Origin of the sequence: Candidatus Poriferisocius sp. (genome assembly GCF_965214065.1) — a bacterium.
In the GTDB taxonomy this organism is placed as follows: domain Bacteria; phylum Actinomycetota; class Acidimicrobiia; order Acidimicrobiales; family Bin134; genus Poriferisocius.
Genome location: NZ_CBDCAT010000027.1, coordinates 643,581 through 669,289 on the forward strand (window position 1 = coordinate 643,581; position 25,709 = coordinate 669,289).

At 65.0% G+C, this 25,709-nt stretch carries 23 protein-coding genes; 10 read left to right on the forward strand and 13 right to left on the reverse strand.

Translation table 11 applies throughout. The features are described from left to right. Positions 1-7 precede the first annotated feature (7 nt). Complete coding sequence (locus ACOOGG_RS09470) at positions 8-1,144, reverse strand: acyl-CoA dehydrogenase family protein (protein ID WP_420434582.1); 1,137 nt, start codon at positions 1,142-1,144, stop codon at positions 8-10. Here ACOOGG_RS09470 and ACOOGG_RS09475 point away from each other — a divergent pair. Continuing rightward, complete coding sequence (locus ACOOGG_RS09475) at positions 1,143-1,640, forward strand: peptide chain release factor-like protein (RefSeq protein WP_420434584.1); 498 nt, start codon at positions 1,143-1,145, stop codon at positions 1,638-1,640. The two genes, ACOOGG_RS09470 and ACOOGG_RS09475, sit on opposite strands and share 2 nt — an antisense overlap. 140 nt (positions 1,641-1,780) lie before the next feature. On the opposite strand, the gene ACOOGG_RS09480 is transcribed toward ACOOGG_RS09475, so the two are convergent. Next, positions 1,781-3,448, reverse strand: a complete 1,668-nt coding sequence (locus ACOOGG_RS09480) for an RNA-binding domain-containing protein (protein WP_420434586.1) — start codon at positions 3,446-3,448, stop codon at positions 1,781-1,783. 89 nt (positions 3,449-3,537) lie between these two features. Further along, on the reverse strand, positions 3,538-4,455 hold the full coding sequence (locus tag ACOOGG_RS09485; protein ID WP_420434588.1) for a 3-keto-5-aminohexanoate cleavage protein: 918 nt from the start codon (positions 4,453-4,455) through the stop codon (positions 3,538-3,540). 24 nt (positions 4,456-4,479) lie between these two features. Between ACOOGG_RS09485 and ACOOGG_RS09490 the strand changes: the two genes are divergently transcribed. The 3 genes from ACOOGG_RS09490 (at position 4,480) to ACOOGG_RS09500 (ending at position 9,741) form a co-directional block, all read left to right on the forward strand. Further along, positions 4,480-5,826, forward strand: a complete 1,347-nt coding sequence (locus ACOOGG_RS09490) for an MFS transporter (RefSeq protein WP_420434590.1) — start codon at positions 4,480-4,482, stop codon at positions 5,824-5,826. Between the two features lie 67 nt (positions 5,827-5,893). Further along, positions 5,894-8,389 (forward strand): ATP-dependent Clp protease ATP-binding subunit, encoded by a 2,496-nt coding sequence (locus tag ACOOGG_RS09495; protein ID WP_420434592.1) that lies wholly within the window; start codon positions 5,894-5,896, stop codon positions 8,387-8,389. 32 nt (positions 8,390-8,421) lie between these two features. Then, positions 8,422-9,741 carry an N-acetylmuramoyl-L-alanine amidase family protein gene (locus ACOOGG_RS09500; protein ID WP_420434594.1) on the forward strand — a complete coding sequence of 440 codons (1,320 nt, stop codon included), beginning with the start codon at positions 8,422-8,424 and terminating at the stop codon, positions 9,739-9,741. A 44-nt stretch (positions 9,742-9,785) separates the two neighbouring features. Here the strand turns inward: ACOOGG_RS09500 and ACOOGG_RS09505 are convergent, their stop codons facing one another. Next, complete coding sequence (locus ACOOGG_RS09505; RefSeq protein WP_420434596.1) at positions 9,786-10,151, reverse strand: carboxymuconolactone decarboxylase family protein; 366 nt, start codon at positions 10,149-10,151, stop codon at positions 9,786-9,788. A 22-nt stretch (positions 10,152-10,173) separates the two neighbouring features. Here ACOOGG_RS09505 and ACOOGG_RS09510 point away from each other — a divergent pair, with 22 nt between their 5' ends. Further along, complete coding sequence (locus tag ACOOGG_RS09510) at positions 10,174-10,818, forward strand: histidine phosphatase family protein (protein WP_420434598.1); 645 nt, start codon at positions 10,174-10,176, stop codon at positions 10,816-10,818. Positions 10,819-11,044: 226 nt separating this feature from the next. Next, a complete protein-coding gene (locus tag ACOOGG_RS09515; RefSeq protein WP_420434600.1) occupies positions 11,045-12,127 on the forward strand; it encodes a glycerophosphodiester phosphodiesterase family protein in 1,083 nt (360 codons plus the stop codon). Here the strand turns inward: ACOOGG_RS09515 and ACOOGG_RS09520 are convergent. Both ACOOGG_RS09520 and ACOOGG_RS09525 read right to left on the reverse strand, forming a co-directional pair. Beyond that, the gene (locus ACOOGG_RS09520; protein ID WP_420434602.1) at positions 12,031-13,104 is read right to left on the reverse strand and encodes a hypothetical protein; all 1,074 of its coding nucleotides are present in this window, start codon (positions 13,102-13,104) and stop codon (positions 12,031-12,033) included. The two genes, ACOOGG_RS09515 and ACOOGG_RS09520, sit on opposite strands and share 97 nt — an antisense overlap. Before the next feature lie 40 nt (positions 13,105-13,144). Beyond that, positions 13,145-13,336: a hypothetical protein gene (locus ACOOGG_RS09525; protein ID WP_420434604.1), complete on the reverse strand. Its 192-nt coding sequence runs from the start codon at positions 13,334-13,336 to the stop codon at positions 13,145-13,147. A 202-nt stretch (positions 13,337-13,538) separates the two neighbouring features. Between ACOOGG_RS09525 and ACOOGG_RS09530 the strand changes: the two genes are divergently transcribed. Beyond that, entirely contained in the window at positions 13,539-14,825 is a 1,287-nt protein-coding gene (locus ACOOGG_RS09530; protein ID WP_420434606.1) for a Fic family protein, read from the forward strand. 62 nt (positions 14,826-14,887) lie between these two features. Here ACOOGG_RS09530 and ACOOGG_RS09535 read toward each other — a convergent pair whose 3' ends face one another. After that, positions 14,888-15,802, reverse strand: coding sequence for a TIGR03619 family F420-dependent LLM class oxidoreductase (locus ACOOGG_RS09535; protein ID WP_420434608.1), 915 nt, complete (start codon positions 15,800-15,802; stop codon positions 14,888-14,890). Positions 15,803-15,819: 17 nt separating this feature from the next. Here ACOOGG_RS09535 and ACOOGG_RS09540 point away from each other — a divergent pair, with 17 nt between their 5' ends. After that, positions 15,820-17,349 (forward strand): class I adenylate-forming enzyme family protein, encoded by a 1,530-nt coding sequence (locus ACOOGG_RS09540; RefSeq protein ID WP_420434610.1) that lies wholly within the window; start codon positions 15,820-15,822, stop codon positions 17,347-17,349. Here the strand turns inward: ACOOGG_RS09540 and ACOOGG_RS09545 are convergent. Beyond that, positions 17,346-18,398, reverse strand: a complete 1,053-nt coding sequence (locus ACOOGG_RS09545; RefSeq protein WP_420434612.1) for a DUF445 domain-containing protein — start codon at positions 18,396-18,398, stop codon at positions 17,346-17,348. The two genes, ACOOGG_RS09540 and ACOOGG_RS09545, sit on opposite strands and share 4 nt — an antisense overlap. Then, positions 18,374-19,105, reverse strand: coding sequence for a hypothetical protein (locus ACOOGG_RS09550; protein WP_420434614.1), 732 nt, complete (start codon positions 19,103-19,105; stop codon positions 18,374-18,376). The genes ACOOGG_RS09545 and ACOOGG_RS09550 overlap by 25 nt, the downstream gene beginning before the upstream one ends. An 87-nt stretch (positions 19,106-19,192) precedes the next feature. Between ACOOGG_RS09550 and ACOOGG_RS09555 the strand changes: the two genes are divergently transcribed. Further along, positions 19,193-20,074: a formylglycine-generating enzyme family protein gene (locus tag ACOOGG_RS09555; RefSeq protein WP_420434616.1), complete on the forward strand. Its 882-nt coding sequence runs from the start codon at positions 19,193-19,195 to the stop codon at positions 20,072-20,074. 28 nt (positions 20,075-20,102) lie between these two features. Further along, the gene (locus ACOOGG_RS09560) at positions 20,103-21,236 is read left to right on the forward strand and encodes an LLM class flavin-dependent oxidoreductase (protein WP_420434618.1); all 1,134 of its coding nucleotides are present in this window, start codon (positions 20,103-20,105) and stop codon (positions 21,234-21,236) included. A 38-nt stretch (positions 21,237-21,274) separates the two neighbouring features. Here the strand turns inward: ACOOGG_RS09560 and ACOOGG_RS09565 are convergent, their stop codons facing one another. From ACOOGG_RS09565 to ACOOGG_RS09580, 4 genes are read right to left on the reverse strand one after another with little or no spacing between them, the layout of a single operon-like run. Beyond that, positions 21,275-22,456: an amidohydrolase family protein gene (locus tag ACOOGG_RS09565; protein ID WP_420434620.1), complete on the reverse strand. Its 1,182-nt coding sequence runs from the start codon at positions 22,454-22,456 to the stop codon at positions 21,275-21,277. Positions 22,457-22,506: 50 nt separating this feature from the next. After that, positions 22,507-22,875 carry a hypothetical protein gene (locus ACOOGG_RS09570; protein WP_420434622.1) on the reverse strand — a complete coding sequence of 123 codons (369 nt, stop codon included), beginning with the start codon at positions 22,873-22,875 and terminating at the stop codon, positions 22,507-22,509. Positions 22,876-22,887: 12 nt separating this feature from the next. Next, positions 22,888-24,132, reverse strand: coding sequence for an acyl-CoA dehydrogenase family protein (locus tag ACOOGG_RS09575; RefSeq protein WP_420434624.1), 1,245 nt, complete (start codon positions 24,130-24,132; stop codon positions 22,888-22,890). Beyond that, positions 24,129-25,682 carry a class I adenylate-forming enzyme family protein gene (locus ACOOGG_RS09580; RefSeq protein WP_420434626.1) on the reverse strand — a complete coding sequence of 518 codons (1,554 nt, stop codon included), beginning with the start codon at positions 25,680-25,682 and terminating at the stop codon, positions 24,129-24,131. Before ACOOGG_RS09580 ends, ACOOGG_RS09575 begins: the two co-directional genes overlap by 4 nt. Positions 25,683-25,709 lie beyond the last annotated feature (27 nt).

Sequence of the window (25,709 nt, forward strand, 5' to 3'; positions counted from 1 at the left end):
TGGGCTCTCAGGCGTCGAGGGGGTTGTCGGGGGCGGCGTCTAGGAGGGCGCGGCCGAGTTCTAGGGCGGGGCCAGTGCCGGCGAAGACGTGCTGGGTGCCGGCGTGGATGTCTCGGAAGGCCCGCTGGAGGCCACCGGATCGCAGGGCATCGGTGCCGGCTAACAGGTAGGCCCGGCGCAGGATGTCGGCGCCCTCCTGGGTGACGAACACGGTGGCCTGGCGGGTGAGAATGACGTCCATGGGGTCGACGGTGCCGGTCTCCACCACGTTGCGCTCGGCGGTGGCGAAGGTCTCGTGGAGCCAGCCCTTGGCGGCCCTAAAGCGGGACTCCAGCTCTCCGATCTCGTGAACGAAGCGGTCGTTTTGGGCCAGGGGGGCGGCATCTCCCATGCGGTGCTTGGAGCGGGCCACCGAGAGCAGTTCGTCGAGTCCCCGCTGCACCACTCCGATGGCGAATCCGGCGTGGCCGGCGGCGGTGAGCGGCATCACGCCCAGTTTGTAGAGGGGTCCGCCCCGGTACACGGTGAGGTCGAACATGTCGAAGGTGGAGATGGCCGGCACGTAGACGTCTTCGAGGGTGTAGTCGTAGCTGGCGGTGGCCTGGAGGCCCATCACATCCCAATTGCCGGTGATTTGGGCCTTCTCCACCGGGTAGATGGCGAACAAGAAGCGTGGGTCGGCGCCCTCGGGCTCCTCGGTGAAAACCCCGGCGCCGGCCCACTGGGCGTGGTTGATGCCGCTGCCGAACGAGTAGCGGCCGTTGAGGCGGAAGCCGTCGCCGTCGGGGGTGGCGGTGCCGTTGGGGGCGAACTGCCCGGCCGACATAGGCACCCCATCGGAGAACATTCGGTCGATATGCTCATCGGGGCACCAGGCTGCGAAGTAGGCCGTGGCCGCACAGCTAGCCATCAGGCACCAGCCCACCGAGCCGTCGGCGCGCGAGATCTCCGTCCAGATGTCGATACACTCGTTGACCGGTAGCTCGAGCCCGCCTACCGCGTCTGGCACCATCACCTTGTGCAGCTCGGCATCAACCAAAGCGTTGATCGTCTCCTGGGGAATGGGCATCCCGTCGGTCTTGGCGGCATTCTCGTCGATAAGCGAGCGAAGCTCACGGGCACGATCTAGGTAAGTGCTGGCCATGTCTCAAACCCTAGAAGGCAGCATCGGCACAGGGGAACCCGCAGAGCGCTTGGCTCCCGGCGGTAGGGTCGGTGGGGTGGATCGGGTGCTCTCATTTTCGGGTGGGATAGTGCCGGTGTCGGCGGTCGTCTGGCGCTTTGATCCTTCGGGTGGACCGGGAGGCCAGCACGCCAATCGGGCAAATTCCCGGGTAGAGGCGACAATCGATCTTGGCGCGGCTGGCGACATGGCTCCCGAAGTCCGCCAGCAGCTGATCGACCGGCTGGGCGACGAATTGCGAGTGGTGGTTGACGACACCCGATCGCAGGCTCGCAACCGCGAGATTGCCCTTGACCGACTGGAGGAGCGCCTTCGCCGCGGGCTGGTAACCGCCAAGCCCCGCAAGGCGACCCGCCCGTCACGGCGGGCTCGACGGCGACGCCTCGACGAAAAGCGCCGTCGAGCAGAGACCAAGCGGGGCCGAGCCCGTATCGACCCATCCAGCTTTGACCGGTAGCCGCGTTTCATAACTGCCGATGCCGATCGATGCCTGAACGAGTTCAATTCCGGTGCCGTCCGTCTCGACCGCCATTCCACCGTCGTTTCAGAGCTCGGGGTTTTGCGTACCCCGTGGAAGGTCAGGAGACGTCGATGCTGCTATGCGGAGGTGTCAGATGCAAGGAGGTAGCGGGCGGTTCGGCGTTGGCCAGTCATGCGGAGTGCGCCCTCAGCGGCCAACCGTCGTAACAGGCGTGAGGCTTGGTCTGGGGAGAGTCTACAGAGCTCGGCCGCTTCACTCCTCCCGATAGACCCGTGCTCAGCGGTGTAGGTCAGCACCATTTGTTCTTGTTGGATTGGCGTGAATCCGCGACTGCGCACATATGCGGCTGGCTCACCGATTTCTCGATAGAGTTCAGCAGCCAGGTGATAGGTGCGCCCTCTGCCCTCGCCGCGGGCCTCGAGCAGTCCTCGCTCGACCAGATTGTTTAGTGCTGATCGTGCTTCGGCCAATGCGATATGCAATAGCTCGGCAGCGCGCTCTGAAGCAATCCGACTTTCAGAGCGCACTTCATGGAGAACTTGGAGAGTTCGAAGGTCTAGGACGTTGTCATCACGCGCCGCGGCGGCTGCGAAGACTGCCAGTTCTCGATCGGCAGCCCCGCCTGGAACCCGTACCTCAACCCATGCTCGATTTGAACGTGAGTAGTCGGGTTGTGGTCGCCCGAGAACCAGCTGGTGGTGGTAGACGCGATTGATGCCCCGGCCAGTGCGTTCTACGAGCCCGGCTCGCTTGAAGGCATCGGCGACCAGGGGGTTTCGTGCTTGTGGCGGCGCGGTGAGGAGGTTATCGATTGTGATGCCTTCGGGAAATCCACCCGGGCTGCTGATTGAGAGCGTTGTGTCTTCAACAGCCACGCGGATTTGACCGCTTAGGGAGTAGTCGCGATGAACGAAGGCGTTGGCAATCAGCTCTCGGATCGCGACTTCGGAGAAGCGGGGAAGGCCTAGACGGAAAAGCCCGTCTTGAACTTCCTCTTCAGGGTTATGGGGCATCACCGCTTCGACCAACTCGAGCATGGCTCTGATCAGTGGTGCTCGCAGGTTGCGGTTGGCCAGAACGGCGTCATGGGAATCAAGCGCCTGGAAGATGACAGCGTGGGTGGGAGCAAAAGCATCAAGCACGTCTGGAGTGCCGAACAAGAGGGCTGCACCTAGCGTCGGAGTTTCGCTGACAGATAGAAATCCAAGGGCAGACAACAGATCGTTGTCGGAGAGGTTTGATAGGACCGAATCTCCGCCGCTTCCTGCAAGGTTGCGAAAGCGGTCAAGTTCGGCAGGATCTAGATCCTCAACAGAAAGATTGGCGAGAGGCAACGTGGAAAGGTCATGCGCCCCCAGCGCACTGGCTCGGGTCTGGATCTCATGAGGGGACATGGGCAGGCATTCGGGTTTTCCGTGCACATCGGTAGCCCTGCGCAAATAGCGGCCCGAGGTCGTTGCGACAACCCTTGACGCCTTGGGCACGTTTATAGCCACGACATCTTTGCTGCCGAGCTGCACAACGCTGACCTCGACACCAAGAGAAGGCGTGGTCTTGTTGGAGACGAGGGCCACAATCCGCTGGCTATGCGTCGTATTGCCATGTCGGGGTGGGGCACCGATGACATCTCGGTTGTCACTGACGCCGATGAGGAGCCATCCACCGTCGCCGTTGGCAAGGCAAACGACGGCCTCAACGAGTTCGTCGTCGTTGGCGTCGCTCTTGAATTCGACGGTGTATGTCTCTCCTGCTGCGATAATTTTCTCTAGGTCGCTGGGGTCCACAGAGAAATTATAACGTAAGGTTTACGCTTTAGAAAAACGCAATTGAAGTGCGCATACTTTTGCAAACCGTCGTAAAACTCCGCTCTTGGCTAGACCCCGGCGGTTTGGCGGGCGGGGAGGCCGAGGATCTCGACGGCTTGGGTGGAGGTGGCTACGGGGCGGCCCGTCTCAGTTGCCAGGGCGGCGACCTCGGCTACCAGCTCGTGGTTGGGGCGGGGGCGGTCGCCGGCGTAGTCCTCGTGGCCCACGCGGAGGTGGCCGCCTCGCTCCAGGGTGAGCCTGGAGATCGGAGAGTCGATGAGGTCGCCGCCCACCACCGCGGCGAACCAGGGGAGATCGCAGTCGACCAACTCCAGCATCTCCAGATAAGCGTCCAGGGCCTTCTCGGTGGGGGGCAGGCCGAAGCTCACGCTGTCGCCGATGGCGAAGTAGCCGCCCGGCCCGCCGAAGTAGAACTTCACGAACGATCCGGGGGTGAGCTGGCCGTAGCGCCAATACGAGAGCACGTTGCGGAGGAATCCGGGCTCGAAGATGGCGAAGTGCATGCCCAGGCCCAGCCGGTTGCACTGCTCGATGGCCACCTCCATGTCGGCGAACGAGTTGACATAGACGAAGCTGTTTGGGTCGGGCAGCCCGTCGGCTCCGGCTTTGCCCAAGATCATGGAACCGGGGTCGATGAATCCCAGCCGCTGTAATCCCCCTTCGGCCAGATAATCCAGGTGGCCGAGTTTCTCGGCCATGTTCTGTCCCCACCCCAGCGTAGGCAGCACCAGCACGTCGGGGTCGGCTGCTATCCACGGTTCGAAGGTGGCCCGGTACTCGGCGGCGGCCTCGGCAGCCGGCACCCGCATGTTGGCGATGTGGCAGTGGACGATGGTGGCCCCGGCCTCGATGCAGGCCAGCCCCTCGTCGATCAGCTCCTCTCGGCTGATGGGCACATGAGGGTTGCGGTCTCGGGTGGTGGTGCCGTTGAGAGCGACTTCGATGATGACGGGCGTGGTGTCCATGGCTTGAGAGTACCGTCGTGACCAGTGAGCCGGGAATGGAAGGCGGTGTGGCTGGTTTCGCTGGCCTCGGCAGCCAGTTCCCTGGACGTGACGCTGATGTTCGTGGCCTACCCGGAGATCACCGACACGTTCAGCGACACCCCGGCCACCCAGGTGTCGTGGGTTATAAGCGGCTACAACATCATGGTGGCGGCCCTGCTCATACCGGCGGGGCGACTGGCCGACCGGATCGGCCACCGGCGGGTGTTCTTATGGGCCATCGCCATATTCGTCACCGGCTCGGCCGCTGTGGGATTGGCGCCCAATGTACCGGCCATGATCGCGGCCCGGTGCTACCAGGCCTTCGGCGGCTCCAGCCTCATCACATCCGGCCTGGCCCTGGTGATGTCCACCCTCGGTCCTCAGCGGCGGGCTATCGCTGTGGGGGTGTGGTCCACCGTGGCCGGGGTGGTGGCCTCACTCGCCCCCACTTTGGGGGCGCTGGCCATCGAGTTCGCCTCGTGGCGGGCCGGGTTCTTCCTGGTTGCCCCGGTGGGGGTGGCGGTGCTGGCCCGCCGCAGCCTCATCTCAGAATCGACGGCGTACGAGGACGCCGAGCTGCCCGACATGGTCGGGGTGGTCTTGGCAGGGCTCAGCACGGCGGCGTTGGTGCTGGGGATCGTGCAGTTCAATGAATGGGGATCGGGCGATCCCCGGGTCATCGGGGCGTTCGCGGCGGCCGTGGTGGGAATGGCGGCATTCGTGGTCCGTTGCGGCCGGCACCCGTCGCCGGTGATCGACCTCGCCCTGTTTCGCCACCGGGTGTTTGCCTCCACCGCAGTGGTGGCGGCACTGGTTGGGGTGGCATTCTTCGGCATCTTCTTGGCCCTAGTGCAGTTCCTCAGAGGGCCGTGGGAGTACAGCACGCTGGAGGCTGGGCTGCTGCTCACGCCGCTCACTGCGGCGTCCAGCACAGTGGGGTACGCCACCGGGCGGATAATGGAGCGATTCGGCCATCGGGTTGTGATGGTTCCCGCCGCAGGCTGCATCGCATTGGGCTGTGTGTGGGTGGCGGCGTTCGCCGGACCGGAGAGGGAATGGGCCGCAGTGTGGTTCCCTGCTGCACTCCTGATGGGATTTGGGGTGGGCACCGCATTTCCCGGAGTCAACAGCGCCATTGCCTTCGGGGTGCCCCCAGGCCAGCTGGGGTTGGCGGCAGGGACCGTGCAAACCCTCATCCGTATCGGCGGTGCGGTGGGGGTGGCAGCTGGTGTGGCCATGCTGGGAGGTGACCTGGATGATTACGACACGTTCTTCACTGTTCTAGCCATCATCTCCGGGGTCGCCGCGTTGGCCTCTTTGGGCATGGTCACCCGCCCGAAAGAAAATTGAGTGGAATACCCTCAACTTTTGACGGTTATCCATAGAAGAAACAAGAAATTGTCAGAAAACGAGGTGTATGTCGATGCTTGACCCCAACCGGTGGACGCTGAAGACAAGGGAGGCCTTCAACGGCGCCACCACATTGGCCCAGTCGAAGAGCCATCCGGAGGTGACCCCAGACCACCTCCTTTTGACATTGATCGGCCAGACCGACGGCGTGGTCCTGCCGGTGTTGCAGCGCACAGGGGTGGCGCTGCCCGAGCTGCGAACCCAACTAGAAGCCGCGCTCAGCCGGCTTCCGTCGGCTTATGGCGCAGAGGTGCGCACCGCCCGAGACCTGGTCAAGACCATGGAGAGCGCCGATGCGGCCCGCACCGAGTTGGGCGACGAATACCTGTCCACCGAGCACATGTTGTTGGCCGTGGCCGACCGGGTGGGGGTGGGCCGCAACAAGCTTCTGGAGGCGCTGGCAGAGGTGCGGGGGTCGCATCGGGTTACCTCGACCACTCCGGAAGACTCCTATCAGGCGTTGGAGAAGTACGGCCGGGATCTCACTGTTTTGGCACGGGAGGGAAAGCTCGACCCGGTGATCGGCCGGGACGAAGAGATTCGCCGCACCATCCAGGTGCTGAGCCGCCGCACCAAGAACAACCCGGTGCTCATCGGCGAGCCCGGGGTGGGCAAGACCGCCATCGTGGAGGGCCTGGCCCTGCGCATCGCCGACGGCGATGTGCCCGAGGGGTTGAAGAACAAGCGGCTGGTGGCGCTGGACATGTCGGCCATGGTGGCCGGGGCCAAGTACCGGGGTGAGTTCGAGGAGCGGCTCAAGGCGGTGCTGAAGGAGATCACCGACGCCGACGGCGAGGTGATCACGTTCATGGACGAGCTTCACACCATCGTGGGAGCGGGCGCCGCCGAAGGAGCCATGGACGCGGGCAACATGATCAAGCCCATGCTGGCCCGCGGCGAGCTGCGCATGATCGGTGCCACCACGCTGGACGAGTTCCGTACCCATATAGAAAAGGACGCCGCCCTAGAGCGCCGCTTCCAACAGGTCTATGTGGGCGAGCCGTCGGTAGAAGACGCCATCGCCATCTTGCGGGGGCTGAAGGAGCGCTACGAGGTCCACCACGGGGTGCGCATCCAAGACGCCGCCCTGGTGTCGGCCGCCGTGCTTTCCGACCGCTACGTGACCGGGCGGTTCCTGCCCGACAAGGCCATCGACCTGGTGGACGAGGCGGCCTCCATGCTCCGCATCGAGATCGACTCCATGCCCACCGAGATCGACGTGGTGGACCGCCGAATCCGCCAGCTCGAGATCGAACAGGTTGCGCTGGCCAAGGAGTCCGACGCGGCCTCGGCCGAGCGGCTGAGGGCACTCGAAGAGGAGCTCGCCAACCTGAGAGAAGAGCTGGCCGGCATGCAGGCCCACTGGCAGTCGGAGAAGGAGGCCATCGGCATCATCCGAACGCTGAAAGAAGAACACGACGCTTTGAGCACTGCTCTGGAAAGGGAGGACGACCTAGAGCGGGCCGCCGAGATCCGCTACGGAAAGCTCCCTGAGCTGGAACGCCAGATCACCGAAGCCGACCTGCGATTGGCCGAGCTTCAAGCCGACCGGCAGATGCTCAAAGAGGAAGTGGATCCCGACGATGTGGCCGCAGTGGTGTCCCGCTGGACTGGGGTGCCGGTCACCCGTCTGATGGAGGGTGAGACCGACAAGCTGCTGCGCCTGGAATCAGTGCTGGGCCAGCGGGTGGTCGGCCAGACCGAGCCGGTGCATCTGGTGGCATCGGCCATCCGCCGCAGTCGTGCTGGTCTGTCCGATCCCAACCGGCCCATCGGTTCTTTTCTGTTCATCGGCCCCACCGGGGTGGGCAAGACCGAGCTGGCCCGCACGCTGGCCGACTTCTTGTTCGACGACGAGCGGGCCATGGTCCGCATCGACATGTCGGAGTACATGGAGCGCCACAGCGTGTCGCGGCTGATTGGAGCGCCGCCCGGCTATGTCGGCTTTGACGAGGGCGGCCAGCTAACCGAAGCGGTGCGCCGCCGCCCCTATGCGGTGGTGCTATTGGACGAGATCGAGAAAGCCCACCCGGAAGTGTTCAACGTGCTCTTGCAGCTAATGGACGACGGACGGCTGACCGACGGGCAGGGTCGAACGGTGGACTTCGCCAATGCGGTGCTGATCATGACGTCCAACCTCGCCGTTGACCCCAAGGAGTACTTCCGCCCCGAGTTCGTGAACCGCATCGACGACATCGTGACGTTCGGCGAGCTGAAGCCCGAGCACCTGGCCCAGATTGTCGACCTGCAAATCGACCGCTTGGCCGAGCGGCTGTCGGACCGCCGTATCCACTTGGCGGTGGGCGATGAGGTGCGGGCCAAGCTGGCCGCCGACGGCTACGACCCGGCCTATGGCGCCCGTCCGCTCAAGCGGGTGATTCAAAGGGAGCTGGCTGACCGCCTAGCCGAGGCCGTCCTTAGCGGGACCATCGCAGAAGGGGCGACAGCAACGGCCACTCTCGTCTCTTCCGGAGATATTGCCATCGGCTCCGAGGGGGATTAGCGGGTAGTAGGCCCTGTCTATACATTCTCGCGGTGTTTGCGTCTGGGCTGTCGGGCCGGGTCTTATCCCGAATCTGTGGGGTTGCTGCTGCGAGTCTGCTGGTGCTGGCCCTCGGCTCGGGGGCTGTGAGCGCTCAGGATGCCCCTAGCGGCGAGTTCACCCGAGAAGACATCGAGGTGCGCGACAACCTGATAGCCGCTCAGGAAACGCTGCTCAACGTCTATCGCTGTCGATTCGGCGTCGACATCGGGACGGTGCCCGGCGGCTGTGCCGACGGTCTGCCCAACCAGGGATTTTCCCGGCCAGGGGAGTTTGGGGGCACTCCCACCCTGGAGGAAATCGAGCTGAGGGACGAGCTGATCGCGGTGCAGGAGTCGCTGCTCAACACGTACCGCTGCCGGTTCGACTTCGAGATTGACACCCATATCACCCCCGAGGGCTGTCCCGGCCAGCCTGGTTCGACCGGGTCGATGTCGCCCAAGATCGTCTCCTTTGAATCGCTGGTGCTGTCCGAGGGCTTCGACGGCGATCCCCCGCCGGGGCTGATCACGCCCACCGGTGTGTCGGTTGCCGTTTTGGGGGTGAACGAGGGGAAGTTTGTGGTGATGACGCCGTGCGGTTCGATTTCGACGGTCGGCGCTGGACTGCCTCTCTCCGGTGTGCGAGTGGTGTTGGACCCAGGCCATGGGGGTTCCTATGACGTAGGTGCGGTGGGACCCAACGGCTTGGCCGAGCGCGACCTGAACCTGACCCTCAGCTATGCCGTTTTGGACGAGCTGTCGAGCCGGGGAATTCCGGCTGCTTCAACCCGGAGCGGCCACTACGGGTCTCCGCTGTCGGTTCGGGCCGCCTTCGCCGACGCCTTGGGGGCCGAGGCCCTGGTCTCTATCCACCACAACGGGCCTACCTACGGAATCGGCAACCGGCCGGGCACTGAGGTGTACGTGCAGTCGGTGTCGGCCCAACAGGCCCGCGCCGATTCCGCTCGCCTTGGCGGGCTGCTCTATCAGGAGATCACCGAAGCGCTTTCAGGCTTCGACAACGTGGCGTGGAGCCGTGTGGCCAATGCGGGGGTGATGCGGGTTCTCTCGACCAGAGGGCGCGACGCCTACGGAATGATCATCCACCCTGCTGTTCCCGCGGTCTTGGTCGAGTACGGCTATCTGACGAACCGTTCCGAGGCCGCCCTCTTCGCAACCGACGAGTACATCCGGGTAGCGGCCAAAGCCACCGCCAACGCCATCGAGGCTTTTCTGAACACCGACCGCTCGGGCACAGAGCCAAACCAGCGGCCTCGGGTGTTCAACCCGGCCCGGGCTCCATCCAGTTGCAACGAGGTGGCATTGGAGTAGAGCGGCTGAGGGAGCCTGATTGGGTTAGCCGGCGCTTGACTCCGTCAATCGGCGTCTTCGAACTCCAGGCCAAGCTCGGCGGCCACTGTGCGCAGAGCGGTGTAGGCCTGGGCGCTGGCCGGCCAACCGGCGTAGTGGGCCAGGTGTACAACCCACTCGGCCAGCTCGTCAGTGGTGAGGTCACCTGCTTCAAGGGCTGGCTTCATGTGGAAGGGCAGGATGGCGCCGTTGCCGGTGGCGGCGATGGCGGTCAGCGTGGTGAGGCGACGCTCCCTGCGTCCTAGGCGGGGACGGGCCCACACGTCGGAGAACACCCGCTTGGTGAACCGGAGATACAGGTCATCGTGGTCGGGGGGATCGTCCAGCATGATGCTGTTCCAGGCGACACGATCTGCTTCTTTGTTGTCCATCTGGGCAGCGTAGGGTATTGGAGTGCAGATCGCCTTTATCCGCCACGGCCAGCCCGAACGGGAGTGGAACACAGACAAGGTGGCCGATCCCGGGCTCAGCGAGCTGGGCAAATGGCAGGCTGAGCGGCTGGCCGATTGGCTGGAGCACGAGCCCTTCGACCACATCATCTCCAGCACCAAGCGACGGGCCATCGAGACCATCGAGCCCCTTGCTGCTCGATTGGGCAAGGGCATCGAGCTCGAAGAGGACTTCACCGAGATCGACCGCAACTCCAAGGTGTACCTCCCCACCGAGCTTCTGGCCACCGAGGGCGGGGAGTACTACGAGGCAATCCGGGCCCAGGATTATGCCGCCATCGGCTGGGACACGCCCGAGGAGTTCCACAAGCGGGTGGTGGCCGCCTTCGAGCGGCTGTGCGAGGCCCGGCCCGGCCAGCACATAGCGGTGGCCTGCCACGGCGGGGTGATCAACCGGGTGGTGTCCGAGCTGGTGATGGCGTCGGAGCGGATCCATCTCCAGGTTTCCTACACCGGCATCTGCCGAGTGTGGGTTGACGACGACCGCCGGATGCTGATGAGCATGAACGACACCGCCCACTGCTGCGCCACCCGCACCGAGGTCACCGGCTCCATGCGCGACGGGATCGTGGTCGCCCCTCAGTATTAGAGGCTCGCTAGTCGCAGCGAGTCTCTTGGAGAACGCCTAGGATTTCGACGTGCATCGATTGCCGAATACGACGGCGTCGTTGCCACCTGCTCTCGCATTGCTGGCGTTGATCATGGTGGGGGCGTTGTTGACTGCGTGCGGCGGAGGGGAAGAGAGTGCCCCGAGCGCGGAGCTTGTTACCGCTGCTCCGACTTCTTCTCCAACAGAGGTAGTTCCTACTGCGACGATGTCGGCCACACCTGAGGCTGTGGTGGGGGATCGCGCCGAATCGGAGCCGACCCCAGAACCCACGGTGGCCGCTACCCCGGCTGAGCAGCCGAATAGCGAACCGACGCCGGTTGCCGATGACGTGCAGGAGGCTGAGAGCGAGGAAACGGCCTTGCTCCCTCCGGTACCGACCCCGGCGGCCAGTACGGTTAGCGAGTTGTTGGCGCTGGGGCGGCCGCTGGTGATCGGCCACGCCGGTGGCGACCGCTCGTGGCCCCACTCCACCATGTATGCCTTCTACCAGGCGGCCTACGCAGGGGTGGACGTGTTGGAGATGGACTTGCAGATGACCGCCGACGGAGTGCTGGTGGTGCATCACGACGACACCGTCGACGGCACTACCGAGGGAACCGGGCGAGTGCGGGACATGACCTACGAGGATCTTCAGGCGCTCGACAACGGTTATTGGTGGTCGGAGGAGTGGCCCAGCCACGACCTCGCCCCCGAGGCTTACACCTATCGGGGCATCCGCACCGGTGACATTGACCCTCCTGCGGGATACAGCCCTGACGACTTCCGAATCGAGACATTCCGAGCGGTAGCAGAGGCGTTTCCCGAGCACGTTCTGGACGTGGAGATCAAGACCCCCGCTGGTGACGACGGCGAAGACGACATCGACTTCATACTCGAGATGGCAGCAGTGCTGGCTGCCGACATTGAGGAGTTGGGCCGCACCGACTCGGTGGTGGTGGTCTCGTTCAGAGACGATGCGCTGGTCGGGTTCAGGGAGCTGGCCCCCGAGGTGGTCACCAGCCCTGGCCAGGATGCCCTGCCGGCGTGGGCATTTGCCTCGGCCCTCCTGCACCCCAACGACCTCATCTTGCAGGTGCCCCCCTCCTTCAGCGGCCTCGACGTGCTAACCCCCGATCTGCTAGGCAAAGCCGCCGACGAAGGCCTGGCCGTATGGGTGTGGCCCAACGAGGACTACCAAGAGCACCCCGACTACTACGCCGAGCTCATCGACTTGCCGGTGGACGGCGTCATCGCAGGCCGGCCCGCGGAAGCTGTCGAGCGCTTCCGAGCCGACGGCGACATCCCCTGATTCAACATTTGAACGTCGGCTTGCCAGCACCCCATTAGGTGTGATGGTTGGAAGCCCATCTCAGTGTTGATGGCCAACATGGCGGCGTTGCTGTCGGCGTTGCCGGTGCGCAGTGTAGCTACTTCGGGGGCGTCGGCACGCAGCCGCCTCCACATTGCTGCCTTCATCCAGCGTCCGATTCTCCGGCCCCGGTAGGGGGGCAGCACGACCGTGTTCCACTGCCATGCGATGGCAGGTCGGAAGCGGTTGACGAATACTTCAGTGGCGCCCGCGGCCGACCCATCAGCGCAGACGGCCAATATGCCCAGATAGTCGATGCCCAAGGCGTCGCGGGCGTCGAAGTCATCTCGCAGAATGGCCGTGTCGTAGACGGTGTCTGCGATCTCGAGGTCGTCGGTGGGGGCTTCATTCATAGCGTTGGCGGTGGCAACGAGCGCGTCGATGTGCTCGTCGGGACAGCATCTTTTCCAATGCACCAATTCGATGTCGTCCGGCGCGGCGTCGATCCACCGGCTCATCAGGTCGGCGTCCACTGAGGCCAAATCCAGATCGGACTCCTGCTCGGTGGAGCGCAACTCGGCTCCCAGCCCGGTCCAGAATGCATCGGCTTCGGGTGTGCAGTCGCCCCAGGCGATGACCGAGGTTCGGCCATCGGCTCGTGCCATTTTCAGCAGTTCGCTCAACACCGACATTGACGCTTCGCTGTGGACTGGTGCTATTTCCACGATGGCCAATGTCGTGTTGGCGGGATCGCAGGTAAGTTCCAAATGGCCTATGGCCACGGCTTCCGAGTCGTCGAACGCCACAATCCGCTCGTGGTGGGCGTTCTCGCTGGCGTTGTCGTCAAAAGTCGCCCGCAACTCGCCGGCTGGAGTTGAGGGGATCCCCGGGTCGCGGGCGATGTCCAGCCGATGCTGAAGTTGTAGGGCGGCTTCGAAGTGGATCTGATCAAGCTCCCGGGCGTTGAGGAACTTCATGATCGGAGCATAAGGGTGGGAACGAACAATGCCTTCGAGGTCAGCGGAGTGCGAGGTATTCCCAGCTCTGGGCGAGGTCGTCGAACCAACCTTGGGCTCGGTCCATGCGCCAGCAGAAAAGGGACATGACCACGTTGATGGTGGTGGCGCCGGCAGCCACCCACTGGGGAGCGGCGGCCCGGGACCTGGACCGGCGCGGACGGGAGGGCGACACCCGCTTACGACTATTCACTGCATGATTATCGCTTAGAATCGACCTGAAATAGCTATAAATGGTTGTATAATGCGGATTTGGCGGTACAAGTGAGCGTGAATGGGGGAGATGGATGGGCAGGTATGTGACTCAGGTTTGGCCACCGGGAACCGAGGGGCATGAGTACGGGGCGTACATCCCGCACCCTTTGGGGGGGTGGAATCCAAAGTTCGGCAGACGTGTGTCGGACAGGATTGCCGCGGCCGGCGCCGATATCTCACACACGCTCAGCACAAGCGCCCGAAGCATCTCTTATCGGTGGGCGGCGGACAGCATCATGGCCCAGGGGGAGAGCCTTAGCTCCAGCGCCATCGAGGGAATCTACGCCAGCCTGGAGGGAATGTCTTTGGGAACCGATGGAGCCGACGCGGCAAACAGGGCCGCCCTAGGCAACTGGGAGATGGCAGAGCAGGCCATGTCCATCGCCGAGCACGGCGGCCCCATCGCGGTGGACGACATCCTCGATCTTCACTCGACGCTGATGGCTAGATCGGACACCCCCCACCTTGCAGGGAAACTCAGACTGGGGCCTGTTTGGGTCGGGGCGCCAGTCGCCGCCGGGATGGGGCCAATAGGGGCGCGGTTTATCCCCCCGCCGGCAGGAGAGGTTCGGCAACTGCTCGACGACCTGGTCGACTACATCAACTACAGCGACCACGAGCCAGTCCTTCGGGCTGCCGTAGCCCATGCCCAATTCGAGTCAATCCACCCGTTCCCCGACGGTAACGGAAGGACAGGCAGAGCACTTATCCCAATCGCTCTATACAGAGGAGGAAGCGGGGATGCCCTGCATCTTCCGATAAGCAGGGCACTGCTGGCGAGTCGCAGTGCCTACTACGACTCCCTCTACAGCTTCCAGCGGTATGAGGGGTCACCCGGCGATCCTGCCCGGTCAGTGAGCCTCGAGCCCTGGGTTGAGACGTTCGCCGACAGCGCCCAGCGGGCGACCGAACAGGTGCGGATGGCCGCCAGCCTGACAGACGACCTGATGCGGGACTGGCGAAACCGTCTAGGAGGCATTCGGCCAGATTCCGCCGTTTGGAAGATCGCCTCCGAAATGGCCTTTCATCCAGTCTTCACTGTCGAGTCCATTGAATCGGAGCTCGGCAGCGAAGCGTCGATATCGGCGATTAGAAGAGGGATTGCCCGCCTGCGGCAGGCGGGGATAGTCCAAGAGGTCGGCAGGTCGGGGAAGACCCAGATCTACAGGGCCGCGGAAATCGTCAGCTTGGCAGAGAAGGTGCTCGGATTGAGCGAGGCCGCTTCCGGTGGGGTGGTTACCAGAACAGAGGACTATGTGGCCTTACCGGGCCTCGCCGACGGTGCGGCCAGCATAAGAGCCAGGGGCATACGGGAGGGCCGTGCGAGCACGCGGTCCTCCGCTTGGCAATGCGCTCACTGGGGGCGGCGAACCGATAGGCAGTGCACCAGGCCCTACGGACATAAGGGCCAGCATCGCTACGACTGAGGGTTGCCCGGTCGGCTTACCAGCTCGGAGCATAAAGGCGGGAACGGACAATGCCTTCGAGGTCAGCGGAGTGCGAGGTATTCCCAACTCTGGGCGAGATCGTCGAACCAACCTTGGGCTCGTTCCATGCGCCAGCAGAACAGGGACATCACCACGTTGATGGTGGTGGCGCCGGCAGCAGCCCATCGGGGGGCGGCGTCCATGCTGGGTCGGATTGACGGGCGGCCGTTTTCGTCGGTCACTGCGTCGATGTCGCCCTGGATGCCGAATCCGTCGAGGTTGCGGCCGGCGGCGGCTAGGGCGTCTTGGAGTGTGTGTACTCCGTCGGCCAGCTCGTGGAGGTCGGCATAGGGGGGCGGGATCCAGCCGCTGGCGCGTTCGACGAGGCGGCCCAGGTTGTTGGGGTGTAGGGCCCCGGCCACCCAGATGGGGATGCCATCGGGCTGGGCTGGTTTGGGTTCGCACCAGATGTTGTCGAAGTTGACGGTGGGAGAGTGGAACGAAGCGGGGGAGTCTCGCCATAGTTCCTGACAGGCGGCGATGGTGTCGGTGAGGCGTTGGCCCCGCTGGTTCCAGGGTACGCCTGCGGCTTCGTATTCCTCCCGTTGCCAGCCGGTGCCCACGCCTACTTCGAGGCGGCCCTGCGACAGCACGTCCATGGTGGCCAGGGTCTTGGCCAGCACCGCGGCGGGGCGCAGAGGAGCGATGAGGATTTTGGTGCTGAACCGAATCCGTGAGGTGACGGCGGCCATGTGGGCTAGGGAGGCCAGGGGTTCGAGCCAAGCAGTCTCTGGAGGAAATGGGAAGGGGCCGTAGGGGTACTTGTCGGTGTGTTCGCCCATGACGACGTGGTCGGTGAGCATGATGCGGTCGACTCCGGCCTGCTCGGCCATCTTGGCGAGGTCGGCGATCTGGTGGAAGTTGTTGTCTCGAAAGATGGGGCCGAATGAGGGAAGGGTTACTGACAGCGTGGCCATGCCCTTATTCTGATCGAATGCTCACGGGCGGGACGTTTTGGTCGTTGGTGGAGAGGCGGGCGGAGCTTTCGCCTGATGCTCCGATGATTGTGGATGATCGGGATAGCGCGTTGACGTTTGCGGCGTATCGGGATGCGGCGTTGCGGGCGGCGGCGGGGTTGGTTGATCTGGGGGTGGGGCAAGGGGTCTCGGTTTCTTGGCAGTTGCCTACTTGGACTTCCACGCTGGTGTTGCAGGCGGCGTTGGCCCGGTTGGGGGCGGTGCAGAATCCGATTATTCCGGTCTACCGGGAGCGGGAGGTTGAGTTTTGTGTGCGGCAGACGGGGGCGCAGTTGTTCTTGGTGCCGTCGGTGTGGCGGGGGTTCGACTACCAGGCCATGGCGGAAGGGATTGCTGCGGAGGTTGATGGGTTGGACGTTGTTGTGTGCGATGGAGAACTGCCCACCGGCGATGTATCGGTGCTGGACGGCATTCCTGCCCCGCAGGACGCCGAGGAAATCCGGTGGGTGTATTACACGTCGGGCACAACGTCGAACCCCAAGGGGGCTCGTCATTGCGACACCTCGGTGATGGCGTCGGGGATTGCAATGGTGGAGCGCCAGCACGTCACGGCCGACGACAAGTTCGGGCTGGCCTTTCCGTTTGCCCACATCGGCGGAGTGTCCAATCTGTCGGTGTCGCTGAGCTCTGGATGCACCTTGGTGATCGCCGAGACGTTCGACCCGGCGGATACCACCGCCTTGTTCGCCCGCCACGGTGTCACCCTGGTGGGCGGGGGCCCGGCCTTCTTCATGGCGTTCCTGGCCGAGCAGCGCAAACAGCCCGGCGAGCCGATTCTGTCCAAGCTTCGGCTCTGCTCAGGGGGAGGAGCCCCTATGCCTGGGTCTCAGCATTACGAGGTGATGGCCGAGATGGGTGGGCGGGGGTGTGGCCACGCATGGGGGATGACCGAGGCGCCGATCATCGCCCAGAACACTCCTGACGACTCCGATGAGAAGCTGGCTGAGACCGAGGGCCGCCCGCTGGCTGGGGCGGAGATCAAGGTGGTGGGCTTCGATGGCGAGCCGGCCGATGTCGGGGTGGAGGGCGAGCTGTGGATTCGGGGTCCAATGGTGTGCCGGGGCTACATGGACGAGGCGTTGACCGCGTCTGCCTTCGACGGAGACTGGTTCCACACCGGCGACGTGGGCTTTCTGGACACCGACGGTTACGTGACGCTCACCGGGCGGGTGAAGGACATCATCATTCGCAAGGGGGAGAACATCTCGGCCACCGAGATCGAGGACCTGCTGTTCGCCCATCCCAAGGTGTTGGACGCTGGCGTGATCGGGCTGCCCGACGACGAGCGGGGCGAGCGGGTGTGCGCGGTGGTGGAGCTGGCATCTGGGGCCGATGGGATTGCATTGGCCGAAGTGGGGGACTACTTCCGGGCGTCGGGCATCATGCCCCAGAAGATCCCCGAGCAGTTGGAGATCGTGGACTCGCTGCCCCGCAATGCTACGGGGAAGGTGCTGAAGCACGAGCTCCGGGCTCAGTTCAGCGACTAAAGCAACTGCCCTATCGCGTGGATGGCTAGGCCGGCTAGGGCGCCGATGAGGGTGCCGTTTATGCGGATGAACTGGAGGTCGCGGCCTACTCGGCGCTCGATGCGGGTGCTGGTGTCGTCGGCGTCCCAGCGGGCCACGGTGGTTCCGATCACGTTGGCCACCTCGGCATGGCCGTGGCGGGCCAGCAAGCTCATGGCGGAGACGAGCCACCGGTCGACCCGGTTCTGAAGGCTGGATTCGGATTGCAGCGACTGTCCGACTCGGACCAGGGCGGCCTCCACCCGAGTGCCTAGCGCGGCGTTGGTTTGGAGGCGCTGGGCGTAGCTTCTCAGGCCGGCGTCGATGCGCAGGCGCAGCTCGTGTTGAGGGTCGTCGGACATGTCGGCCAGCACTCCCCGCACGCCTCGGTGGAGCCGGTTGAAGATGTGGTGGTCGAGCACCTTGGGGGTGTAGATGGGGGCCTCTTCGACGATGCGGTCCCGTAGCACGTCGTGGTTGTCCAGTAGAAAGCGGTTGGCCCGCTCGACGGCGGCATCCACCATCGAGCGGTGGTGCCCGCCGTCGACTAGCGACTCCAGCAGCCGACCCAGGGCGGGGGCCGATACCAGCCCGGTATCTCCCTCGGCGGCCAGCCATCGACCGAGGGCCTCGGCGGGGGCCCGATCGGCTACCCAGCGTGCCAGGTCGTCGGGGTCGAAGAAATTGTCTTGCACGAACTCGCCCAGGCTGGCGCCGATGGCGTCTTTGCGGCGGGGGATGATGGCGGTGTGGGGGATGGGGATCCCCAGCGGGTGTTTGAACAGGGCGGTCACCGCAAACCAGTCGGCCAGCCCGCCGATCATGGCCGCCTCGGCGGCAGCTTCCACGTAGCCGCCCCAGCCATCGCCGTCGGTGAGCAGGCGAATTAACACGAATAGGGCGGCGGCCGCTAGCAGCAGGCCGGTGGCCCGCCGCTTGGCCCGCCGAAGCGAGGCCGGGTCTCCGGTGGCCCGCCGCTCGTCTCCCTTGACGGAGGCCGAGTCGCTCAGGCGACCGTTTGGGGCATCCATGACCCGCGGATCTGCTCAGCCCACGGGTAGCGCAGCGGCTCGATGAGTTGGAACGGCCCGTCCATGCCGACATCGGTGGTGGCGGCCCGGGAAGGGGTGGCGGCCCGCAGCGCGGGGACCACCTCGTTGGGATCGCCCTCGATCATGTGCAGGTCGATTGCGGTGTCGGGGGCGAACCGGGAGGTGAACGACACCACCGCGTGTACGCCATCGACGGCCACCGCAGCAGGGGCATAGACATCGCGGTGCCAATTCTGATCGCCCAAGCCTCGGCGCAACACTACGTGGAGGTCGGTGTGGGACATGTGGGGGATGTCGCCGGGGTCGGCCTTCAGGGCCGGATCGGCCACCGCCCAGTCGAGGGCCAGGGCGTCGCCGAGGCGCACCGCCTTCTTCTCGTCGGGGAACATCCGGTCGGCTTCCACCAGCACTTCTCGGTACTCGGTCATGGTGGCCATCACCCCGTCGACGTCGCCGCACAGCCAGTAGACGGTTAGGAACGCGCTGCGGCCCTCCGAGAAGGCCTCGTCGCAGCCATCGGGGCGCAGCGCCTGGTGGCTGGGCGGGGCCACATAGCGGCGACCGTGCATGACATCGGGGAGGGCGATGTTGGGAGGCAGATGCTCGAGGTCGTACCAGCGGTTCCAGTCCTCGATAGCGTCGGCATCGCAGTCGAGGCCGGCGAAGATGATTCCGGTTGTCTTCATGGATTCATGGTATGACCCTGGGACCGACCCGGTGGTATCGATCCTCGTTATGGCCTACTGGGTGGCGCAGTCTGCTAGGACGTGTTGGTGGAGTTTGTAGCGCTGGCCGGCGGGTCGTTTCTGATGGGCACCGACGAGGTGTGGTTCGAGGGCGACGGTGAGGGGCCGGTGCGTGAGGTGGTGCTGAGGCCGTATCAGATCGCGGCTACCGCGGCGACCAACGCCGAGTTCGCCGCTTTCGTGGAGGCAACCGGGCACGTGACCATCGCTGAGCGGGAGGGGTGGTCGTTCGTGTTCGGCGGGTTGCTGCCCGACGACTTTCAGCCCACCCGGGGGGTAGTGGGCGCTGAGTGGTGGCGGCAGGTGGAAGGGGCCTGTTGGTCCCGGCCCGAAGGGCCACAGTCGTCGGTGGAGGATCGGGGCGACCACCCGGTGGTCCATGTGTCGTGGTTTGACGCGGCGGCGTGCGCCGCCTGGTACCGGGCCCGGCTGCCCACCGAGGCCGAATGGGAGCACGCCGCTCGGGGCGGGCTGGAGCAGTCCCTGTTGCCTTGGGGCGACGAGCTGTGTCCCAACGGGGTGCCTCGGCTGAACATCTGGGAGGGCGAGTTCCCCAGCCACAACACCGCCGAGGACGGCTACGTGGGCACCGCCCCGGTACACGAGTACGAGCCCAATGGATTCGGCCTCTACAACTGCTCGGGCAACGTGTGGGAGTGGTGCGCTGACTGGTTCGAAAACCGGTTCCCGCCTGAGAGGCCGCTGGTCGATCCGATGGGACCTCCCCAGGGCCGGGTCAGGGCCATCCGGGGCGGGTCGTACCTGTGCCACGACTCCTACTGCAACCGGTATCGGGTGGCTGCCCGCCACGCCAACGGCCCCGATTCCACCACCGGGCACATGGGGTTCCGCCTCGCCGCCGACGCCGGGGCTGAGGTCGGCCCCAGTGTCGGCTCCAAGATGCGCTGATCGGAGGCTGGTCGGTAACGTCGGCGCCATGAAGTTGGACTTGCTGTACGAGGTAGATGCGCCCAAGCCATGGGGAAAGCCCCATCCCTGGGGTCAAAGGGAGCGGGAGCAGAAGGCTTACAAGGACGCCGTCGAGCAGATCAAGCTGGCCGACACGTTTGGGTTCAACACCATCTGGGCAGTGGAGCACCACTTCCGTGAGGGGCGCTCGCACTGCCCTGCTTCCGAGGTGCTGCTCGGCGCTCTGTCAATGGTGACCGAGAACATCAAGATGGGCTTCGGCGTGACTTTGACCCCGTTCGGGTTCATCCCGCCGCAGCGGATCGCCGAGAAGGTGGCCACCGTCGACATCTTGTCCAACGGCCGGGCGGTGTGGGGCACCGGTCGGTCCACCCCCATGGAGCAGATCGCCTTCGGCGTCGACCGGGAGAAGTCCCGCGACGACTGGAAAGAGGCCATCGAGATCGTGTGCGGCATGTGGCGGGAGGAGTACTTCGAGTACGACTCACCCCGGTTCAAGTTCCCCAAGCGGATGGTCACCCCCAAGCCGATGCAGTACCCCCATCCGCCGGCGTGGATGGCGTGTGCCTCGGAGAACTCCGCGGCGGTGGCCGGCAAGGCGGGCATGGGGATGCTGTCGTTCTCTATCATGCAGCCGCTGGAGGCCATGGGCCGCCACATCCGCAACTACCGGGCGGCGGCCGAGAACCCCGAGCCCATCACCGACGTGACCACCAACGCCACCGCGGCCTACACCCTGGTGCACTGCGCCGACTCCCCCCAGCAGGTGCTGGACAACGAGGTGTGGAAGTCGGTGGAGTGGTGGTACACCAACCTGGCCCAGTTCACCTTGGACTGGGAACTGCCCGAGCTGTCACAAGAGGAGCGCGACGCCACCTTCCCGCTGCTCAAGCCGTTGATGGAGGAGGGGATCGACGATCTCATCCACCACTTCGACGAGGCCGACATGATCGTGGTGGGCGACGTGGACACCTGCTACGAGAAGATGAAGCACTACGCCGACCTCGGCGTCGACCAGCTCATCTGCTACGTGCAGTTCGGCTACCACTCCCACGAGTCGATCATGCGCACCATCGAGCTCCTGGGCAAAGAGATCATCCCCGAACTAGAGAACTACACCCCTTCCCCCAAGACCTCCTGAGGTTGAGGCCGGTGGGGGGCCTCGCCGATATTTGGGCGTCAGCTCACCAGGCGGAGGCCGTTGTCGCGCATGATCTTGCGCTGGTCTTCGGGCGGGAGGGTCTCTAGTTGGTCGATGAAATCGGCGGGGTGGGGGAGGCCTTCGGCGTGGGGCCAGTCGGATCCCAGCACGATGGATTCGGCGCCCATGTCTCGCACGATGGCGGCCACGTCGTCTTCGGGATAGGGGGTGACTAGCACGTGCTGGGCGAAGATCTCGGGAGGCCGGGCCGGGAGCCGGCCGCCGATCCACGGGCCGTTGCGGCCCATGCCCCGCATCTTGTTCATAAGCCGCACCAAGTAGGGCACCCACTCGGCGCCGTTCTCCACCGAAACGGCGGTGATGTTGGGGAACCGGCCGAAGAAGTTCTCGAACACCAGAGCCGACAGCGTCTCCATGATGGGGCGGTCGCCGTAGCAGTTGGTCCACTGCCAGGCGGACATGGTGAAGTTCGACGGGTTGGGTTCATAGCCCCAGTAGGGGGCGGCCATCTCGTTGTAGCCCGACTCGGTTAGGTGGAAGGCCACTGAGCCGCCGGCCTCGTTGAGCCGGGCCCAGAACGGGTCGAAATAAGGGTCGGACGGTGAGCGCCCGTACTGGGGACCTGGGCGCAGGGCGATGACCTTGGCCCCCTCGTTCAGCACCCACTCCAGCTCGGCTACCGCGGCCTCGAGGTCCCACAGCGACAGCAGGGGCGGGGCAAAGATGCGATTCTGGTAGGCGAAGCCCCAGTCGTCCTGGATCCAGCGGTTGAAGGCGTGGAAGTTGGCGTAGCACTGCTCGGGGGTGGCCATGAAGTGCTCAACGGTGACCCCCACCGACGGAAACATCAGGCAGGCCTCCACGTTCTGGGCGTCCATGACGTCGAGGCGCAGGTCGCGGTCCAGGTATTCGGGGCGCACCGGCTCGAAGATGGAGAACTCCTCGGCCTCCCCGGACTTCTTCATGCGGCGCAGCTTCTCTTTGAGCGAGCCGGGTTTGCCCACATTGTCGTAAAGGTCGTGGCCGGGCAGGAAGGTGAGCGGTTGCTCGCCGATCATGATCCACTCTTTGCCGTCGTCGCGGATCTGCTGATGCACGGCCTGATCTCGGAAGGCGGGGTCGATGTAGCGGGTGAAGGAGTCCCGGGGCTCGAAGCAGTGGTTGTCGGCGTCGATCAGCCGGTAATCGAGCGTGGTCATGGCCAAGAGGCTACCTGGCCTATTTCATTGGAAACAGGCGGAAGTGTTGGTCAGCGGGCCTGGCGACCGGCCCGCAGGGCGGCCCGCTGCAAGTGGGCGGCTTCGGCCAGGGCGGTCCGCAGCCGCTGGCGGGCATCGGCATCGTTTGTGGTGGCCATGGTCTGTTCGGTTAGCTCCAGCAGGCGGCGGTTCTCGGCCAGGGGATCGCCATCTTCGGGTTCGACGTCTAATGCCTCGGCCAGGATTTCGTTTTCCTGGCCTAGTGCATTGAACAAGTAGGGCCAGGCGCCGCCGATGCGCTCCAGCATCTGGGCCACTCGCCGGGAGTGGAAGCGGTCGACGTCGTCACCTTGGGCGTTCTGGGTGGCCACCGGGTGGGCTGCGGCCTTCATCAGCGCCCCCATCACCTCATAGAACACGGCTCGCTCCGATCATCGGGGAACATCCTTCCAGGCCATGCCCTTGTAGGGATCAGGCTCGCGAGGTAGGCCCAGGGCCCGTTCGCCCACGATGTTGCGCTGCACCTCGGTGGTGCCTCCGGCGATGGTCTCAGCCCGGCTGTGCAGGAAGTTCAGCACCACATAATCGGCAATGTGGCCTTCCTCCCAGGCCATAGCCGGCGATCCCAGCAAGTTTACCCCGTTGGTCTGCACCCGCTGGTTGAGCTGGCTGTACATGAGCTTGCCCACCGACGCTTCCGGCCCTGGCGGGCGGCCCGACCGCAGGGTGTCTCGCACCCGGGCGTTGGTCCAGCGCACAATCTGCTCCTCGGTCCACAGGCGCATGAGCTGTTGGCGCACCACCCGGTCGCCCCACTGGCCCGAGTCTTTGGCCCGTTCGATGAGCCGTTCGGTACCCGAGCCGATGCGGCTCTGGCCTCCCGATCCCGGGCCCGACACCGCCAGCCGCTCGCCGCTCAGGGTGGCGTTGGCCAGCCGCCAGCCGCCGTTCACCTCGCCCAGCACGTCGCGGTCGGGCACCCGGGCGCCGTCCATAAAGGTCTCGGCAAACTCCTCTTCGCCGCTGATGGTACGCAGCGGGCGCACGTCGAGGCCGGGTTGGCGCATGTTCAACAGGAAGTATGTGATGCCGGCCCGCTTGGAGGCGTCGGGGTCGGTACGGGCCAGACAGATGGCGTAGTCGGCGACCATCGCCTGGGTCGACCACACCTTTTGGCCGCTCAGCACCCACTCGTCGCCGTCGCGCACCGCCCGGGTGGCCAGCGAGGCCAGATCGGAGCCGGCGTCGGGCTCGCTGAAGAACTGGCACCAGATCTGCTTGGCAGTGACGATGGGCGGGATCAGCCGGGCCTTCTGCTCGTCGGTGCCGAAGGTCAAGATAGTGGGACCGGCCAGGGTGAGGCCGAGCTGGTTGCGGCGCACCAGGTTGTAGGGGGCCAGCCGGGCTTCGATGGCCCGGGATGCCCGGTTGCCCACCCCTAGGCCACCGTATTGGCGGGGCCAGGTGGGAACCACCAGCCCGCTGCGGGCAAAGGCGGGGTACCAGGCGTCGTAGTCGGCCGGGGTTCGGACCTTGTGCAGGGCTGCCCTCCCGCCGGCTAGGGCCGCCTCCTGCCATTTGGCCGGCACAGTCTGGGCCACCCAGTCGTCGACGATCCCTTCCGCCTCGTCGACCGAGGTGTCCTGGTCGATGGGCAACAGGTCGAATGTGCTCATGCGGTGGCCTGTTCGACGAGCACCCGGCGCAGAACCTTGCCCACCTCGCTGCGGGGCAGAGCCTCCAGAGTGTCGAAGGCCACCGGCACCTTGTAGGGGGCCAGATGCTGACGGCAGATCTGCTCCAACTGGTCGGTATCGGGGGTGATGTTCCCATCGGCGGGCACCACGAAGGCGTGGGGCACCTCGCCCAGCCGGTCGTCGGGCACTCCCACCACGGCGGCGTCGGACACCGACTCTGACAGCAGCAGCACCTCCTCCACCTCGGCGGGGAATACCTTCAACCCGCCCCGGTTGATCATGTCGGACACCCGGCCCTCGATCCACAGGAATCCGTCCTTATCGAGTCGGGCGATGTCGCCGGTGCGGAAGAAGCCGTCGCCGTCGACCCGATCGCCGAGTCGCCCTTGTGGGTCCAACGAGGCGGTGTAGGCGGTGCGCACCCATAGCTCTCCTGACTGCTCGAGGCCTTCGTTGTCACCGTCGTCGATACGGTGGCTTGTCTCGTCGGTTTGGGTGCCAGATCCGTCGCCTTCGCTCCTTGAAAATCGAAGATCAACTCCTCGGTAGGGGCGCCCCACTGCGCCCAGCTTCTCGGGGTGCTCCCGGAAGTCCCGGGCGGTCCAGCCCACTACCTCCCCACCCACTTCGGTCTGTCCGTATCCGTTCAGCACCATGACGCCGAACCGCTCGTAGAAGCGGCGGGCCTGCAACGGCGACAGCGGTGCGGTGATGGAGCGGACGATGCGCAGCGGATCGAGGCTGTCGATGCTGGGCTCGTCGTTGAGCATGGTGATGGCGGCTGGGGGGATCACCGTGGAGGCGATCTGGTATTTGCTCACCACTCGGGCGTATTCCAGGGCGTCGAACTTGGGCATCAGCAGCGCCGGACTGCCGGTGCGCACCGCGAAAATCACGTTGTAAATCCCGGCCCACAGTGATGTGGACACCGGGATGACGTGGGGCATGGTCGGGCGCTCGGTGAGCACCTTTCCTTTCCGCACCGTGTTGATGATGGTGTCCATGAGTCGAATCACGGCGCTGGATTGGAGCTCGATGGGCTTGGGCCGCCCGGTAGTGCCCGAGGTGAACGACACAATGGCGATGCCCGGATTGTGGGAGGCCGGTTCGGTGTCTCGCCGTTGGGCCACTGACCAGCCCAGTTCGCCGTGGGCCGCGATCCTGGTGATCGGGGACGTCACCCGGTCGAGCTGATCGGGGGAACCGATCACTGCGGCGGGGCTCACGTCGTCGAGGATGTACGCTATCTCGGTGTCGGAAAGGCGGGGGTTCACTGGCACGTACACCCCGTCGGCCGCCCAGGTGCCGAAGAAGGCGGCCACCACGTCGGCGCTGGGCGGCAGCAGGCAGGCCACCGGTGTGCGGGGGGCCACCCCGGCTTCGGCCAAGGTGGCGGCCATCCGCTCGGCTGCGTCTACCAGATCGAAGTAGCTGACGGTCTCGTCGCCGTCGGGCCGGGCGACCATCACGCCGGAGGTGTCGGGTCCAGCGGGCAGCTCGGGCTCCAGCAGGAGCGTTGCGAAGCTCATAGCGCCCCGACGATAACCCACCCGTGA

Bases quoted from the DNA above. Each gene is read 5' to 3' on its own strand.
- ACOOGG_RS09565 (WP_420434620.1), bottom strand. From the start codon at position 22,456: ATGACCACGCTCGATTACCGGCTGATCGACGCCGACAACCACTGCTTC.
- ACOOGG_RS09580 (WP_420434626.1), bottom strand. From the start codon at position 25,682: ATGAGCTTCGCAACGCTCCTGCTGGAGCCCGAGCTGCCCGCTGGACCC.
- ACOOGG_RS09475 (WP_420434584.1), top strand. From the start codon at position 1,143: ATGTCTCAAACCCTAGAAGGCAGCATCGGCACAGGGGAACCCGCAGAG.
- ACOOGG_RS09575 (WP_420434624.1), bottom strand. From the start codon at position 24,132: ATGAGCACATTCGACCTGTTGCCCATCGACCAGGACACCTCGGTCGAC.
- ACOOGG_RS09540 (WP_420434610.1), top strand. From the start codon at position 15,820: ATGCTCACGGGCGGGACGTTTTGGTCGTTGGTGGAGAGGCGGGCGGAG.
- ACOOGG_RS09545 (WP_420434612.1), bottom strand. From the start codon at position 18,398: ATGGATGCCCCAAACGGTCGCCTGAGCGACTCGGCCTCCGTCAAGGGA.
- ACOOGG_RS09535 (WP_420434608.1), bottom strand. From the start codon at position 15,802: ATGGCCACGCTGTCAGTAACCCTTCCCTCATTCGGCCCCATCTTTCGA.
- ACOOGG_RS09520 (WP_420434602.1), bottom strand. From the start codon at position 13,104: ATGAAGTTCCTCAACGCCCGGGAGCTTGATCAGATCCACTTCGAAGCC.
- ACOOGG_RS09515 (WP_420434600.1), top strand. From the start codon at position 11,045: ATGTCGGCCACACCTGAGGCTGTGGTGGGGGATCGCGCCGAATCGGAG.
- ACOOGG_RS09495 (WP_420434592.1), top strand. From the start codon at position 5,894: ATGTCGATGCTTGACCCCAACCGGTGGACGCTGAAGACAAGGGAGGCC.
- ACOOGG_RS09470 (WP_420434582.1), bottom strand. From the start codon at position 1,144: ATGGCCAGCACTTACCTAGATCGTGCCCGTGAGCTTCGCTCGCTTATC.
- ACOOGG_RS09560 (WP_420434618.1), top strand. From the start codon at position 20,103: ATGAAGTTGGACTTGCTGTACGAGGTAGATGCGCCCAAGCCATGGGGA.
- ACOOGG_RS09505 (WP_420434596.1), bottom strand. From the start codon at position 10,151: ATGGACAACAAAGAAGCAGATCGTGTCGCCTGGAACAGCATCATGCTG.
- ACOOGG_RS09550 (WP_420434614.1), bottom strand. From the start codon at position 19,105: ATGAAGACAACCGGAATCATCTTCGCCGGCCTCGACTGCGATGCCGAC.
- ACOOGG_RS09485 (WP_420434588.1), bottom strand. From the start codon at position 4,455: ATGGACACCACGCCCGTCATCATCGAAGTCGCTCTCAACGGCACCACC.